This window comes from Kitasatospora sp. NBC_01250 (assembly GCF_036226465.1).
GTDB lineage: Bacteria > Actinomycetota > Actinomycetes > Streptomycetales > Streptomycetaceae > Kitasatospora.
Genome location: NZ_CP108476.1, coordinates 8,145,581 through 8,159,802 on the forward strand (window position 1 = coordinate 8,145,581; position 14,222 = coordinate 8,159,802).

Annotated in this window: 14 protein-coding genes and 2 pseudogenes; 6 read left to right on the plus strand and 10 right to left on the minus strand. The window is 70.6% G+C overall.

The annotated features are described in order from the left end of the window. Positions 1-24: 24 nt before the first annotated feature. The 3 genes from OG500_RS34435 to OG500_RS34445 all read right to left on the minus strand — a co-directional run bounded on the left by OG500_RS34435 (position 25) and on the right by OG500_RS34445 (position 2,398). The gene (locus OG500_RS34435; RefSeq protein ID WP_329586025.1) at positions 25-483 is read right to left on the minus strand and encodes a nuclear transport factor 2 family protein; all 459 of its coding nucleotides are present in this window, start codon (positions 481-483) and stop codon (positions 25-27) included. Positions 484-556: 73 nt separating this feature from the next. Further along, complete coding sequence (locus OG500_RS34440; protein WP_329586027.1) at positions 557-913, minus strand: nuclear transport factor 2 family protein; 357 nt, start codon at positions 911-913, stop codon at positions 557-559. 39 nt (positions 914-952) lie between these two features. Then, positions 953-2,398, minus strand: coding sequence for an aldehyde dehydrogenase family protein (locus OG500_RS34445; RefSeq protein ID WP_329586030.1), 1,446 nt, complete (start codon positions 2,396-2,398; stop codon positions 953-955). A 312-nt stretch (positions 2,399-2,710) separates the two neighbouring features. Between OG500_RS34445 and OG500_RS34450 the strand changes: the two genes are divergently transcribed. Then, entirely contained in the window at positions 2,711-3,559 is an 849-nt protein-coding gene (locus OG500_RS34450; RefSeq protein ID WP_329586033.1) for a helix-turn-helix domain-containing protein, read from the plus strand. A gap of 229 nt (positions 3,560-3,788) precedes the next feature. Here OG500_RS34450 and OG500_RS34455 read toward each other — a convergent pair whose 3' ends face one another. The 6 genes and pseudogenes from OG500_RS34455 to OG500_RS38290 all read right to left on the minus strand — a co-directional run. After that, positions 3,789-4,742 carry a Gfo/Idh/MocA family protein gene (locus OG500_RS34455; RefSeq protein ID WP_327070770.1) on the minus strand — a complete coding sequence of 318 codons (954 nt, stop codon included), beginning with the start codon at positions 4,740-4,742 and terminating at the stop codon, positions 3,789-3,791. A gap of 9 nt (positions 4,743-4,751) precedes the next feature. Then, the gene (locus OG500_RS34460; RefSeq protein WP_327070771.1) at positions 4,752-6,035 is read right to left on the minus strand and encodes an MGH1-like glycoside hydrolase domain-containing protein; all 1,284 of its coding nucleotides are present in this window, start codon (positions 6,033-6,035) and stop codon (positions 4,752-4,754) included. Positions 6,036-6,071: 36 nt separating this feature from the next. Continuing rightward, positions 6,072-7,250 carry an MFS transporter gene (locus OG500_RS34465; protein WP_327070772.1) on the minus strand — a complete coding sequence of 393 codons (1,179 nt, stop codon included), beginning with the start codon at positions 7,248-7,250 and terminating at the stop codon, positions 6,072-6,074. Continuing rightward, a complete protein-coding gene (locus OG500_RS34470) occupies positions 7,247-8,392 on the minus strand; it encodes a zinc-dependent alcohol dehydrogenase (RefSeq protein ID WP_327070773.1) in 1,146 nt (381 codons plus the stop codon). The genes OG500_RS34465 and OG500_RS34470 overlap by 4 nt, the downstream gene beginning before the upstream one ends. Before the next feature lie 151 nt (positions 8,393-8,543). Then, a complete protein-coding gene (locus OG500_RS34475) occupies positions 8,544-8,987 on the minus strand; it encodes a GntR family transcriptional regulator (RefSeq protein ID WP_327070774.1) in 444 nt (147 codons plus the stop codon). Positions 8,988-9,071: 84 nt separating this feature from the next. Further along, a pseudogene (locus OG500_RS38290) lies at positions 9,072-9,293 on the minus strand (GntR family transcriptional regulator); the annotation flags it as partial. 313 nt (positions 9,294-9,606) lie between these two features. Between OG500_RS38290 and deoC the strand changes: the two are divergent. The 3 genes and pseudogenes from deoC (at position 9,607) to OG500_RS34490 (ending at position 11,884) form a co-directional block, all read left to right on the plus strand. Continuing rightward, complete coding sequence (gene deoC / locus OG500_RS34480; protein WP_327070775.1) at positions 9,607-10,296, plus strand: deoxyribose-phosphate aldolase; 690 nt, start codon at positions 9,607-9,609, stop codon at positions 10,294-10,296. A gap of 525 nt (positions 10,297-10,821) precedes the next feature. Next, positions 10,822-10,971, plus strand: a pseudogene (locus OG500_RS34485) (transcriptional regulator); the annotation flags it as partial. Between the two features lie 136 nt (positions 10,972-11,107). After that, positions 11,108-11,884: an alpha/beta fold hydrolase gene (locus OG500_RS34490; RefSeq protein WP_329586040.1), complete on the plus strand. Its 777-nt coding sequence runs from the start codon at positions 11,108-11,110 to the stop codon at positions 11,882-11,884. A gap of 94 nt (positions 11,885-11,978) precedes the next feature. Here the strand turns inward: OG500_RS34490 and OG500_RS34495 are convergent, their stop codons facing one another. Beyond that, positions 11,979-12,539, minus strand: coding sequence for a TetR/AcrR family transcriptional regulator (locus tag OG500_RS34495; RefSeq protein WP_329586043.1), 561 nt, complete (start codon positions 12,537-12,539; stop codon positions 11,979-11,981). Positions 12,540-12,631: 92 nt separating this feature from the next. Between OG500_RS34495 and OG500_RS34500 the strand changes: the two genes are divergently transcribed. After that, positions 12,632-13,480: a patatin-like phospholipase family protein gene (locus OG500_RS34500; protein WP_329586046.1), complete on the plus strand. Its 849-nt coding sequence runs from the start codon at positions 12,632-12,634 to the stop codon at positions 13,478-13,480. Between the two features lie 225 nt (positions 13,481-13,705). Beyond that, positions 13,706-14,068, plus strand: a complete 363-nt coding sequence (locus OG500_RS34505) for a hypothetical protein (RefSeq protein ID WP_329586049.1) — start codon at positions 13,706-13,708, stop codon at positions 14,066-14,068. Positions 14,069-14,222: the final 154 nt, after the last annotated feature.

Below are 14,222 nucleotides of genomic sequence, written 5' to 3' on the forward strand. Positions count from 1 at the left end.
GCAGCCGGGGCCCCGCCGGGGCCGTCAGGCGTCGGAGAACATGGCCTTCGTCATCTCCTGCGCGTCACCGATCGTGTCGATGACGACCAAGGGGTTGGAGTAGTCCCGCCAGTGGACGATCCGCCGCTCACGGATCGTCACGATCGAGACGTAGCGCTGGTGGTAGGGCCTGCCGGTGGCGACCCCGGTGCCGTGGCCGGCGTACTCCAGGACCACCACGCCCGGGGTGGTGGTCGGGTAGACCTTGGAGTCGCTCATGCGCTCCAGGGTGATGATGCGTCCGTACCCGCGGAACGAGTCGATGATCGCCTGGCGCCCGTGCAGCGCGGGCGGTGTGCCCGGGGGCGCGTAGAGGAACTCCATGACGACGTCGTCCGCGAACAGGTCGAAGTAGTGCTCACCGTCGGTCAGCCCGGCCAGTGACTCCTCGACCAGTTCCATGAAGGGGCCCAGGGCCTTGAAGTGCGCGTAGTCGACCATCATCGCTCTCCTCGTGTGTTCCGACTCCCGGTGCGGCCACCGGTCGGCGGCCGTGCCGCTTGTTGTCCGCGCCGCGTCAGACCTGGTTGTTCCACATCCGGAACATCGCGCAGCTGCCCTGGTTGTCGAAGGTCACCGTCCACAGGTTGGCGAAGGTGCCGAGCTCCTTGTAGACGCCGGTGCCCTTGATCGCGGCCGTGTCCCCGTTGATCATGAGGACGGACCACTCGAAGTCCCAGCCGCCCTGCTGCCACGCCTGGCGGGACCGCCAGCCCTTCACGATCTCCTCGCGGCCGATCCAGTCGGTCTCGTACGGCCGCTCGTGGTACTCCGCCCCGGCGCAGAACAGGGCCGCGATGTCCTCGGGCGCGTTGCTGCGCCAGGCCCGCACGTACGCCTGAACCCACTCGTCGACCTGCTGCTCGGTCGGCATCGCCGGCCTCCTTCGGTGTCGTCGATTCACGCTCGGGTCTCAGGCCGAGGCTGCGGGCGGGGCGGTGCGGCGGACCGTGACGGTCTGGGGCGTGGTGTATTCGAGCAGGCCCTCGGCGCCGCTCTCCGAGCCGAGTCCGGACTGCTTGTGACCCGCGAAGGTGACGAGCGGGGTGAGGTGCTGGACCTCGTTGATCCACACCGTGCCGGCCCGCAGGCGCCGCCCGACGGCCAGCGCCGCCTCCGGGTCCGATGACCAGACGGAGGCGCCGAGCCCGTACTCGCTCGCGTTCGCCCGGGCGACGGCGTCCTCGACGTCGTCGAAGCGGAGCACCGGCAGGACCGGCCCGAACTGCTCCTCCCGGACGATCCGCGAGGACTCCGGAGGGTTGTCCAGGAGCGTCGGCTCCACGAAGTAGCCCGGCCCATCCCCGGCCCGGCCGCCGGTGGCGAAACGGTGGCCCTGGGTGTGGGAGTCCTGGAGGAGGTCGAGGACCCGCTCGTACTGCGGGCGGTTCTGCACCGGGCCGAGCCGTACGCCCGGCTCGGTACCGCGGCCGACCCGCACGGTGGCGGCGTAGGCGGCCAGCGCCCGCAGGAGCGGCTGGTGGACATCGTGGTGGACGTACAGCCGCTTGATCGCCAGGCAGACCTGGCCGCTGTTGGCGAAGGCACCCCAGAACAACTTCTCCGCGATGGCGGGCACATCGACGTCCGGCAGGACGATGGCCGCGTCGTTGCCGCCCAGCTCCAGGGTCACCCGGGTCAGCGTGGGCGCCGCGCCGGCCATCACCTGGCGGCCGGTCCGGGTGGAGCCGGTGTAGCTGATCATGTCGATGCCGGGGTGCGCGGTCATCCACGGCCCCAGCTCGGCGCCGCCCGAGACGACGTTCAGGACACCGGGCGGCAGGACCTCGCGCAGCAGCTCGCCGACCTTCAGCGTGACCAGCGGGGTGAACGGGGACGGCTTCCACACCACCGTGTTGCCCGCCAGCAGCGCCGGGGCGAGCTTGAACCCCGCGTTGCCCAGCGGGTAGTTCCACGGCACGATCGCGCCCACCACTCCCAGCGGCACCCGGCGGGTCACCGAGAGCCGCTCCGCGCTGTCCTCGTTCACCGTCTCCGGCAGCGACAGCGACGTCGTCCCGCGCAGCCAGTACCCGAACCCGAGGATCTCCGCGGCGGCGTCGTCCAACGACTTGCCCTGCTCCCGGGTCAGGAGCCGCTTGAGCGCATCGAGCTGCGCCTCGACGGTGTCGGCGACCGCCAGGACGAGCTTGCGCCGCTCCTCCAACGGCGTCGCGGACCAGCCGGGCAGGGCTGCCCGGGCCGCGGCGACCGCTTGGTCGAGCTGCTCGGGCGAGCAGACCGGCGCCCTGGCCGCTACCGTCTCGTCGGCCGGGTCGAGGACCTCGTAGGACGACGCACCCGCCACCGCCCGGCCGGCGATGGTCATGGTGAAGTCGGTGGCGGCACTGGTGTCCATGGCGGTTCTCCTGGCACGACGATCGGTGGTGTGTGCCCGCCTTCGGGGCGGACGTCCGGTCCGGCCCCCCAAGGCCGTGGGCCGGCACACCATCGACTATCGGCACCTGGCCGCCCGCCAGGAAGGCCCGGCCTGCCTAGGAGTGCCACACCCAGGAACAGCCGCCCGAACCACACCACGACCGTGCGAGCCGCGACCGGGGACCGGGTGGCTCGGGCGACGGGGAACTGACCCGGGGGCCAGAGGCGCACCGGCCGCCGGGCCCCGCGTGCACCACCGCTGGCAGCCCAGGCAGCGGCGTACGATGCGAGCATGAGTGGCCACGAGCTGGGCGCGTTCCTGCGGGCACGCCGCTCCCAGGTGACGCCCGCCGACGTGGGTTTGCCCACCTCCGGCTCCCGCCGGGTCGCGGGACTGCGACGCGAGGAGGTCGCCGTCCTGGCCGGGGTCAGCGCCGACTACTACGCCCGCCTGGAACAGGGCCGCGAGACCAACCCCTCCGGCCAAGTGATCGACGCCATCGCCGGCGCCCTGCGCCTTGGCATCGACGCCCGCTGGCACGCCTACCGCCTGGCCGGCCTGCTCCCCAGGTCAGCACCCGCCCACCCGCACGACCAGGTGCACCCCGCCCTCCTCCAGCTCATGGACGCCTTCCCCACCGCCGTGGCCTACGTCATCAACCGCCGCCTGGACGTCCTGGCCTCCAACGCGCTCGCCGACGCCCTGCTTTCACCCCTGGCCGACCCCCACCGCATGGTGCGCTCCCTCTTCCACGACCCGGCCGCCCGCGAACTCTTCGCCGACTGGCACAGCGTCGCCCGCGACACCGTCGAAGCACTGCGCCTGGCCGCCGGACACGACCGCCAGGACCCCGAGCTCGCCGCGATAGTGCACGAACTGATTGCCGAAAGCCCGGAGTTCGCCGCCCTGTGGCGAGACCACAGCGTCAGCGGCCTGGGCCGCAAGACCAAGGTCTTCAACCACCCCGACGTCGGCCGGATCACCCTCACCTACCAGGCGTTCGACGTGCAGGCCACCGACGGCCAGTACCTCCTGGTCGGCACCGCCGAGCCGGGCAGCACCGACGCCGACTCCCTGGCACTCCTCGGCTCCCTCCAGGCAGCAGGACGGCGGGACGGCGCACGGCCCGCCAGCGACTGACCCGCACCGGGACCCGCCCCCTTCGCGATCCCCGGCCGCAGCCGGCCTGACCACCTGGCGACGCACTCGTTGGCGCCCGGGCCCGGATGTCGAAGCACCGGTACTCGGGGCAATCCACGCCGAGCGGTCGGGGCGGTGTGCAGCGGCTTTGCGAGTGGGCGGCTCTCGGGGAGGATCGCTGACCGTGGCTCTTCGACTGCTTTACTTGATCTTCAAACGAGGGGGCGACTCATGCCGCAGCGCGTACCTGGTCGATGACCTGGGCGATGGCCCGGGACTGGGAGAGCGGGACCAGGTGGCCGTCCAGGCCCTGAAGCACACGGGTCACGTCGGCCACCATCAGCTGGTAGGGATCGACTGCGGCGTAGGAGCGTGAGAAACCAGCTGCGGAATCCCCGGAGATCTCAAGACGTGACGGCAGGGAACCGGCCGTGAACGCGGGGGCCGTGAGTCGGACAGCACCGGTACTCCCGTCGATCTCAAGGGTCTCGGTCCAGTCGCCGGTGAGCCCGCTGAAGACCTCCGCCGAACCGCCGCCCGGGAAGTCCAGCACGAAAGAGGTCAGGCGGTCGGCGGATTGCGCACTCCACCGCTCCTGCCGCACCTCGCGCACCTCCGGCTGCTGCCAGCCGAACGCGGCGAGCGTGGCGGAGACGGCGTAATAGCCGACGTCGTACAGCGCTCCGCCGCCCCGGGCGGGGTGGAGGCGGTAGTTGCCGGGCGTGGGAGCGATTCCGTCGAAGTACGCGGCGACGCGCCTGACCTCACCGATGGCGCCCTGTTCGAGCAGGGCCTCCATGGCGCGGGTCCGCGGGTGCCAGCGATTCCACGCGGCCTCCACCAGGAGTTTCCCCGAGGCATCGGCCGCGGCGGTCATCGAGTCGATCTCCGCGGTGGAGAGCGCGATCGGCTTCTCGCAGACCACGTTCTTCCCGGCCCGAAGCGCTGCCTCGACCCATTCGCGATGGGCGCTGTTGTGCAGCGCGATGTAGACGACCTCCACCTCGGGATCGCCGAGGAGCTCCTGATACGTGGCGTACGTCCTCCCTGGCCCGAGCGCGGCGGCGCGCTCCGGGTCCCTGGCCGCTACGGAGTGGAGCGAGGCGTCCGCGGTGGCGTGCACCGCCGGCGCCAGGCTCGACGAGGCGATCGATCCCGCTCCCAGAAATCCCCAGTTGATCACGACGGCCCCTCAGAGATTCTCGGCGTGGATGAGGTCGAGGACCAGGGAGCTCCAGCCGAAGGACCGGGCACCGTGTCCGGCCGCGTCGTGCGGCCCGTAGCACTCGCGCATGCCGGCATTCGCCACGAATTCGACGGTCTGCTCCGCCAGGGCGGTCGCAGCGGCTTCGTGGCCCCTGCCGCGCAGCCCCCAGTACAGGTACCAGTTGAGGTTCAGCCAGCTGGAACCCCTGAAGATGGCCCGGGTACTGAAGTCCGGGTCGAAGGAGGGTTCTGTCGCGGCCACACTGGAGACCGGGTACCGGTGCCAGAACTCCCGTTTATTGAGCAGGTGTTCCTTGATGAGGCGCTCGGCGTGGGAGTCGGGAACCGCATCCAGGACGAGCGGGAAGAGGGCGCTGGCGGTGAGGACGTCGACCCGCTTTCCGGCCACCAGATCCAGGTCGAAGAAGGCTCCTGCCGCATCGTCCCAGCAGTGGCGCAGCAGGGACTCGGCGATCCCCTTCGACCGCGCGCAGAGGGCGTCCGAGGTCTCGCGGGGAAGCCGGGCGGCGAGCGCCAGGCGTGACAGCGAAAGGAGCCCGTCGGCGTAGACGGTGTTGACCAGGACGTCGTTCCACACGAACGTGCGGTGCTCCCCGAGGCGGCTCTCCGGCGTCCGCTCATGCGCGTAGGAGGCGATCAGTCCACGCATCGCCTGGTGCCAGTCGTCTGCGATCCGGCCGGACGCCGACCCGTGGATGCCCAGCGCCCGGTCGTACTTGGGGCTCATGTCCAGCCCGGACTCGTCGGGCTGGTAGATCTCCAGCAGGCCCGTCTGCGGGCTCGTCCGGTTCTCCGCGAGCCAGGAGAAGAAGGCGAGCGCCGGCGGCAGGACCTCGGCGAGCCAGTCGGCGTCCCCGGTCGCCTCGAAGACCCGCTCGATTGCCCTGGCCAGCACGGGAGGAGCGATGGTGACGGACCGCCAGCCCTGCCACAGGTCGATCCGGAACTCCGCTGTCGCCTGCGCGCGCGAGTCGTCCTGCCACAGCACCATGTGGGGAAGGAAACCCGCAGGGGTTGTCGCCGAGACGAGTGAGCTGATCTCCGTACGGGACCTGTGGGTGTCCAGGTGGAGCAGCGCGATGGCGTGATAGCTGCTGTCCCAGGCCCATTGGAACGGATAGGTCTCCGGGGACGGGCAGGTGTAGTCGTACGGAAGGCCGGCTCCGGTGGAGTATCCCGACCGATGATTGCGTTTCAGTGTCTCCCGGGCAGCCTCGGCGGCCCGGGAGACGTGTTGGCTGTTCTTCATTGCTCCCCTGTGGATTTCTGTGACGTCGGCTGGAGTTCAGCCCGTGCGGGAGGGCCGCGACCGGGCGGCGGTTCCCAGGAGCAGCAGCGCGACGGCCGCCGTGAGCAGGACGCCCTCGACAGCGAAGGAACGGCCGACCCCGAAGTGGTCGGACAGCGCACCGAGGATCAACGGAGCCAGCATGATCGACACCGCGACGATGAGCTGCACCCGGGCGGTGGCCTGGTCGGTCCTGCCCCGTGCGGCCACCACCGCGAGCGAGAGCGTCAGCGGGAACAGGTTCGCGATGCCGAGCCCGGTCACCAGCAGCGCCAGGAGGCAGACCACCGTGCTGCTGCTGGTCCACAGCAGCAGGAAGCCCACCACGGTGACCCCGAGTGAGGCGAGCACGAGTTGCGTGGCGGTGGCCCGCGTCGCGGACAGCCGGCTGCCGGTGAGCCGCCCGATCAGTGAGCCGCCGTAGAAGAGGCTCATCGCCGTGGCAGCCTGTCCATCGGTGAGGCCGATGCTGCTGGTCAGCTGCGGGGAGCCGTAGAAGACCAGGCAGAACTCGGCTCCGACGACGACTCCGGCCAGTGCCGCCAGCAGCCAGTAGGCGGCCGACAGCGGTCCCGGCGGCGCGGCCTCGCCGGCCGACGCAAGGCGGGGCCGCAGGGTTTCGTGCCCGAGCGTCAGGTACAGGCCCCCGGCGATCACCAGGGGCAGCAGCATGCTCGGGCCCCAGCCGACACCGGCGGCCTGGCACGCTCCGATCACCAGGGGCGCCACCAGTGCGGCCGCGCTGGCACCCGCGTTGGCCTCGACGATGGCGCGCTCCCGCAGGGGGCCGTGGTGCTGTGCCAGAACGGCGAACACCGTGGTCTGCACCAACGCGCCGCTCACGCCCATCACAGCCGTAGCACTCAGCGTGACCGCCACGTTGGGGCCGACGGCGAGCAGCACCGCACCGAGCACCAGCGCGGCGAGGGACGTCCAGAAGACTCTGCGGTACCCGAACGTTCCGGTCAGCCGTTCGATCAGCGCGTTGGCGAGGATCGCCCCGGCGGCGAAAACCGTCGAATGCGCGCTCATCATCGAGTAGGACAGCCCGAAGTCGTGCCGCAGCAGGGGCAGCAGCGGACCCAGCGCGTAGAGCGCGTAGGCGTAGACCGAGAGTCCACCGTAGGCAAGGCGAGTCTTCCCGTCCCGGACGAACGGGGCCACCGTAACCGTCATATCCCGATCCCGACCGCTTCCGCGCGGATGCGGGCGGAAGCCGATTCGGCGGCCACCAGGATCTCCGGGGCGAGCATGGAGGTCTTCATGGACGCTCCCTGTCCGTACTCGCTGAACGCTCGCAGCACGCCGGACCCGTCATGGATCGAGACTCTGGCCGTCACCAGCGGACGGGCGTCCACGAGGCCGGTCTCGATGAGGCGCAGCGCGATGCCGCAGACATTGGCCGACCGGGTCATGGGGAACAGGCGGACGTCGAAGGGCGTGGCGCGGAGCTTCAGCCCCTTGGCCAGGATCATCCAGGTGTTGATCTGTTGGGGCACCGCGGTGGCGCCGTACAGGACGTACTCACCGCCCGGGCGCAGCAGCCCCATGGCCAGCTCGCGGATGTCCTTCTCGCCCGGCTTCGCGGCCCCGACGTGTGGCAGGGCGTCGAAGACGTAGTCGGCGTACTGGTCGTGGTGGTCGCGGACGAAGTCGTCGACCGCGCTGAGCTGTGTGTCCGTGTTGAAGGCCGGCCCGGCACCGTAGGCCTGGGCCAGGTCGAGCCGGGCCTGGTTCTGGTCGAGCACCATGACCGAGCCCACCCCCAGGTACCGGGTGAGGACCTGGACGGCGAGGAGCGCGCTGGGGCCGGCGCCGAGGACGACGCAGGTGTCGCCGGGCTTCGGCGGATTGAGGAGCAGGGACCGGAGCACCGAGGTGAGGGGCTCGATGATGGTGGCCAGATCGGACGGCACGGATTCGGGAAGGACCACGGCCGCGGCCTGGTCCGCATCGTAGAAATTGCGTTCGGTGTACCAGGTCGTCTCCATGTTCCGGGCGCCTGGGAAGATCGGACGCAGCGCCCGGTACTCGGCCATTCCGCCGAAGTCGGTCTGTCCCCAGTAGCAGACCCGGTCGCCCACCGCCACGGATCCCTGCAGTTTGCGTCCGACCTCCAGAACACGGCCGACATACTCGTGCCCGGGGATGATCGGCCATGATTCCGGAAAGAGGTGCCCGCGGAAGTAGGACACGTCGGTGGAGCAGATGGACACGGCCTCGGTGCTCAGCAGGATCTCGTCCGACTGGCACACCGGATCCGGTACTGTGGCACGTTCGATATGCCCGGGGGAGGTCATCAGGTACGCATACATCATGCCCCTAGAGGTTGATAGATCTTCCCGAAATCGACATAACTGTGCACCCGCCAAGGTGATTGGCGAGGGGGCCCTGCAAGGTTTTCTGTGCTTTGTCCAGCCGCTGCTCAAGACATGGCTCAAGACACGGCTCAAGACACGGCTCAAGGCGCTACTCGCCCGAAGCATCCACCTGGAAGGCGACGTCCAGCGCATACCGACTGCTGACATACCGGGACTCGGTCAGTTCGATGGGCCGGTCGTCCTGGTCCAGGATGAGGCGCTTCTCGATGAGCAGCGCGGATCCGGTGGGAATGCCCAGCAGATGGGATTCGAGGTCTCCGGAGATGTCCGCCCCGATGGACGAGTACCCCCGCTGGGGATATCTCCCGAGGCTGCCCAGCGCGTCGTGGATCGAGTGCGTGGCAGCGTCCACCTCCAGGAGGGCCGAAAGCTCTCCCGGGAAGACCGCCCGTTCCAGCGCCACCGGAACATCGTCCGCAAGGCGGATCCGGGTGACGGCGACGACGTGGGCGGGATCGGTCAGGCGGAGGCGATGAATCTCATCGTCCTGAGCCTTTCTGGATTCCGACGAAATGAGCTTCGAAGAAGGCACACGCCCTCTTCGGCGCATTTCCTCGCTGAAGCGGACCAAGTTCTCCGCACGCCGTCGGGCGGGGGGCTCGGAAACAAAAGTACCGCGGCCGGACACTCGGTAGATCAAGCCTTCTGCGACCAGGCCCTGAAGGGCCGCCCGGGCAGTCATGCGACTGACTCCGAACTCGGCGCAAAGATCGCTTTCCGAGGGCAACGGGTCATGTGCTCGCTGCTGTGCAATCCTCCCCCTAAGGATCTGCTCAATCTGGTGGTACCTGGGGGCAAAGTCCGCGGCCATGCGCCGTTCCCTTCTGGATCGAACCATCTGTCTAGCTGTCTAGTCAACCTGATGAAACAGGACTTTTCGGGACATTGACTCCCAAGGCGGCCGCCGGTGATGGTGACACCTGCGGCATCCGGCGCAGCGGATGGCCACCGCGCCGACTCCCACACTCCTTGGCTGTATAGACAGCTGGAGTGCGCCTGCTCTATGGTGCCAGGGATGCACTGAACCCGATCATGCCCCGCCGGGCCGCCCACCACTGCGGACGTCAGGCCGGCTGCCGCAGCGGCCCCGAGGGGGCCCGAAGGCCCGCACACAGCCCCGATCGCCCATCACCACGGAGGGACGAAGGCCCGTGACCACCACCCTCACCGTCGCCCGGGTCGCCAAGATGATCGACCACTCGCTGCTGCGCCCCGAACTGACCGTGCGGGACGTGCATGACGGCTGCGCACTGGCCGCTCGCTACAACGTCGCCTCGGTCTGCGTGAAGCCGGCCGACGTGAGGCTGGCCGCCGAGGAGCTGGGCGGCACGTCCGTCCTCGTCGGCACCGTGGTCGGCTTCCCGCACGGCGCCTCGGTGATCGCGGTCAAGGCCGCGGAGGCCCGGGCCGCACTGGAGGACGGTGCGCGCGAGCTGGACATGGTCCTCAACATCGGCCGACTGCTGAGCGGCGAGGACCAGGCGGTGGCGGACGACATCCGCGCCGTCGTCGAGGTCGCCCACGCCGGTGGAGCCCTGGTGAAGGTGATCCTCGAGAACGCCTACCTCACCGACGAGGCGAAGGTTCGCGCCTGCCGTCTCGCCGAGAGCGCCGGTGCCGACTACGTCAAGACCTCCACCGGCTTCGCCCCGGGCGGTGCCACGCTGGAGGACGTGCGACTGATGCGCTCCTCGGTCTCCGAGCGGGTCAAGGTCAAGGCCGCCGGGGGAGTGCGCACCCTCGACGTACTGTTCGACATGATCGACGCCGGAGCCGTGCGGTTCGGCGCCACCACCACCGCCGCCATGCTGGACGACCTCGCCTCCCGCCTGGCCCCCTGACTCCGTATCAGCCGGTGCCGTACCTGACAGTCGGCACCGGCTGGTACGGACCGCGTTGCAGAACGGTTGTCGGACGAAGCGTCCCTGCTGGGGGAGTTGGAGGCGGGCGGCGCGGGATTGATGGAGGCGTCCGACCAGGTTTCCGGTCGGCTCACCGGTTCGCAGGCGCGGGCGCTGCACGCGCTGGCGGTGACGCGGTCGCGGAACTGGAGCCTCCCGGCTGCCGCGGCGGTGCGGGTCTGCCCGAGGCGCAGGCCGAGCGGATCCTGGAGGCGCTGGTCGATGCCGCAGTGCTGACCTCCCCGGGGTCCCGCCGGGACCGGACGTGGCCCGGTCCCGGCACCGAACCGGCTTCCGTCCTTGCCCCGGGCGGTGCCACTGTGACTGAGCGCTTCAGTTGGCGGCTCAGCGCTTGGGCTGGCGAATTTGAGCGCTGTGGTTGACGCGTTTCCGTCGAGTTGCCCCTCCCTGGGTGGGTGCAGCGCACCCACGCCCCGGCGTCCGTCCGTGAATAGCGTGGCTGTCATGGAAAGCGACAACGAACTCGGTGACTACCTGCGCGCCCGTCGCGCGGCACTTGCACCGGCGGACGTCGGCCTGCCCGATGACGGGGCCCGGCGGGTGCCGGGGCTGCGGCGTGATGAAGTGGCGTTCCTGGCCGGGATGAGCACGGACCAGAAACCGGCGAACTGACCGCCGCCGCGTGACAGCCGCCCCCAGGAACGCAGGCCCCGCCCCTTCGTACCGTGAGCCGGCCGTCCTCCTCCCTGCGTCTCCCACACCCTGATCCCACCGACGAAATGATGCTGCCATGCTGCTGCCCTGCGATGAGATGGGCCGGGGCCGCCCCGTCGTCCTGCTGCACGCCCGCCCCACCGACCGCACCATGTGGGGCGCCCACCTTCCCCTGCTCGCCGCCGCGGGCGTGCGGGCCATCGCCCTGGACCTGCCCGGCCACGGCGACGCACGCCTGCCCGACGACCGCGAGGTGGCCCCCTGGGCGGATGTCCTGGACACCCTCGACCACCTCGGGGCCGACCGCTTCGTCCTGGCCGGGAACTCCCTCGGCGCCCTGGTCGCGCTCCAGACCGCCGTTACCGCACCCGAGCGGGTCCAGGGCCTGGTGCTCGTCGGATACCGGCCCCACGACCAACCGGCCTCCCCACGACTCCAAGCCGCCTGGGACGCCGAAAGGACGGCGCTCGCCGCCGGCGACCTGGACACAGCGGTGACAGCCGGCGTCCGGGCGTGGACCTCGCCCGCCGCGACCGACGACGTACGCGCGCACGCGACCCGTATGCTCCGTAGCCAACTGGCCGAACAACTCGCCCACGGCGAACCGTTCCTGGCGCCCGACCCGCTCGGCCAAGGAACAGCAGCACTGCGCACCCTGACCGCTCCCACCCTGGTCGGCGTCGGCGAACACGACATGCCCGACTTCTACAAGGGCGGCCAGGCACTGGCCCGCGACCTCGACGCAGGCCAGGCCGTGGTCATCCCCGCCGCAGGACACCTCGCACCGCTGGAACGGCCCACGGCGTTCTGCACCCTGCTACTGGACTTCATCCGCCGTCTCCCGGAGCAGTAGCGCTGAACTCCGCACCTCGCCAACCCGAAGGCTCGTCCGCCGGCTCAAGCGCTCAGTCACAGCCACCCGGCGCCGCCCCACGCCTCTCGTGCCTTCACTGCCCCAGGAGTTCGGCGAAGCGGTCCAGCGCGCGATCGGTGCGGTGGCGGTCGCCGGTGGTGGTGAGATCGAACAGCAGACCCCGGACGACGGCCATGACCAACGTGGGCGTGACGGTGTCCTCGGGGCCGGTGGAGACGTCGCGGAAGGTGGCACCGAGGGTGTCGAACCAGTCGGTGATCGCCTCGCCCTGATCGGGGTAGTTCTCGGGGTGGACCAGGCCGTCGGCGTGCACCTCGAAGAAGAGCCGGACGAACGGCGCACGTTCGTCCGCGCTGAGCCACGCCCAGATGTCGCGCAGCCGCTCCTGCACGGAGCCCGTCGCCGCCGGACGGTGCCCGGCCAGGCGCACCGCACCTCGGCGACGGGCCTCGGCCAGGACCGCGGCGACCAACTCCTGCTTGCTGCCGAAGTCGTAGAGCAGCATCCGCGGGCTGGTGTCGAGGGCCGCGGCCAGCGGCCGCAGGCTCAGCCCGGCCAACCCGTGCGCCAGCACGTAGTCGGTCGCCCGCGCCAGCGTGCGCTCGCGCCGGGCGGGATCTGCCGGTCGCCCCACGGTGGATCTCCTCTCGGTGGCTCGGAATTGGAACAGCGTCAGCGAGTGTCGAGTATATGGTACGACTGTTTCAACAACGAGGGGAGACCACTGTGCACACCTACGACCGAGTGCTCGTCCTGGGTCCGGGCAGTCACGTCGGCACGGCCTGGACGGCCGGGCTGGCCTACGGGTTGCGCCGCGACGGCGTGGATCTGGGCGAAGCCGACCTGATCGTCGGCACGTCGGCCGGCGCGATCGTCGGAGCACTGCTCGCCACCGGGCAGAACCCGGGGCGGCTCGCGACGTCGGCTCGCCCGGACGCCCACCGGCTCAAGGCGGACCCCGCGCGGATGGGCGAGGTGTTCGCCGTGCTGGGCGACCGCAGCCTGGAACCCGGCGAGGCCAGGCGTCGGGTCGGCCGGCTGGCGCTCGACGGCGCCGACCCCCGGGCCGAGGAGGCGCTGATCGCGGGGCGCGCCGCCCTGATCGGTGCGGACGCGTGGCCGGAGCGGCGACTCGTGCTCACCGCCGTGGACGCGACCACCGGTGAGCCCGTGGTGTGGGACCGCGACAGCGGCGTGCCACTGGTGTCCGCGGTGGCGGCGAGCAGCGCCTTCCCCGGGGCCGCGCCGCCGGTTGCCATCGACGGCCGGCGGTACATGGACGGTGCGCTGCGGTCGGGCACCAACGCCGACCTCGCGGCCGGCGCCCGCACGCTGGTCGTGGTCGAGCCGATGGCGCACCTGTTTCCCCGTGAGCCGCTCGACCGGCAGTTGGCGGCCGTGGCAGCGGACACCGTGGTGACCATCGGCCCCGATCCCGCCTCGGTGCGCGCTTTCGGCTCGGACCCGGGCGACCTGGCAGCCTGGGAACCGGCCTACCGGGCGGGTCTTCGCCAGGCCGGCGAGGTCGGCGCACAGCTCCGCTCCACCTGGAGGACAGCAGCCGACGCGGGCTGACCGCCGATCAGGTCGGGCCGGTGGCCTGGACCCGGGACAGTTGAGCGGCCAGGCGGGGCGCGGCGGCGGGTGGCCGGACCACAACCTGCGGCAGCTGGATCATCTACGCGAGGTGGTGAAGGTGTCGAGGGCGGTGGTGCTCCTTCGCCGCGTCCGAGGCTGCCGACTGACGCCATGTCAGCTTCATCATCAGTTAATCCGATGTTCGCCTGTAGTCTGGCTGTCATGCCCAGCCAGGATCACGCCACGCACTCCGTCCTGCACCATTCCGTGATCGACACCCTGCGGGCCGCCGGCTACCCGTTTGCCGGGAGCGGCGACGTCGGTGAAGGTGTGGCCGTCGCCTGCGGGAAGCACGGCGTGACGGTGTCCTGGAAGGCCGGCGCACGAGGGGGCCAACCGGGCCCGGGAGTGCGGGGCGGGGCGACCACCGGGCGCATTCGGGTCCACGGCAGTGCGGCCGTCCGCTCCGAGGGCTTCCTGCTCGCGCTGCGCCTCGCGACGACCCTGGCGGAGGCCGGCTACCAGAGTGACCACCTCGGGGACCGCGTCCTGGTGAGCGATGCCGCCCTCACGGCTCCCCGATAGCCGATAGCCGACCGCGCCACGCGACGACGCTCGGGCGCGGCGACCGAAGCTGCGCACCCCCCGGCCTGCGGAGCGATCTGTGCGACAAGGGCGTTGGCGGTCGTGCCGGACAGCAGCTCCGTGAGCGAGCAGCGCGGCGACCGCGGATCCCAGG

Excerpts from the sequence above, each read along its gene's own strand:
- OG500_RS34435 (WP_329586025.1), bottom strand. The coding sequence starts at position 483 with ATGATGGTCGACTACGCGCACTTCAAGGCCCTGGGCCCCTTCATGGAA.
- OG500_RS34465 (WP_327070772.1), bottom strand. The coding sequence starts at position 7,250 with ATGACGGTTACGGTGGCCCCGTTCGTCCGGGACGGGAAGACTCGCCTT.
- OG500_RS34460 (WP_327070771.1), bottom strand. The coding sequence starts at position 6,035 with ATGAAGAACAGCCAACACGTCTCCCGGGCCGCCGAGGCTGCCCGGGAG.
- OG500_RS34450 (WP_329586033.1), top strand. The coding sequence starts at position 2,711 with ATGAGTGGCCACGAGCTGGGCGCGTTCCTGCGGGCACGCCGCTCCCAG.
- OG500_RS34490 (WP_329586040.1), top strand. The coding sequence starts at position 11,108 with ATGCTGCTGCCCTGCGATGAGATGGGCCGGGGCCGCCCCGTCGTCCTG.
- OG500_RS34440 (WP_329586027.1), bottom strand. The coding sequence starts at position 913 with ATGCCGACCGAGCAGCAGGTCGACGAGTGGGTTCAGGCGTACGTGCGG.
- OG500_RS34505 (WP_329586049.1), top strand. The coding sequence starts at position 13,706 with ATGCCCAGCCAGGATCACGCCACGCACTCCGTCCTGCACCATTCCGTG.
- OG500_RS34470 (WP_327070773.1), bottom strand. The coding sequence starts at position 8,392 with ATGATGTATGCGTACCTGATGACCTCCCCCGGGCATATCGAACGTGCC.
- OG500_RS34445 (WP_329586030.1), bottom strand. The coding sequence starts at position 2,398 with ATGGACACCAGTGCCGCCACCGACTTCACCATGACCATCGCCGGCCGG.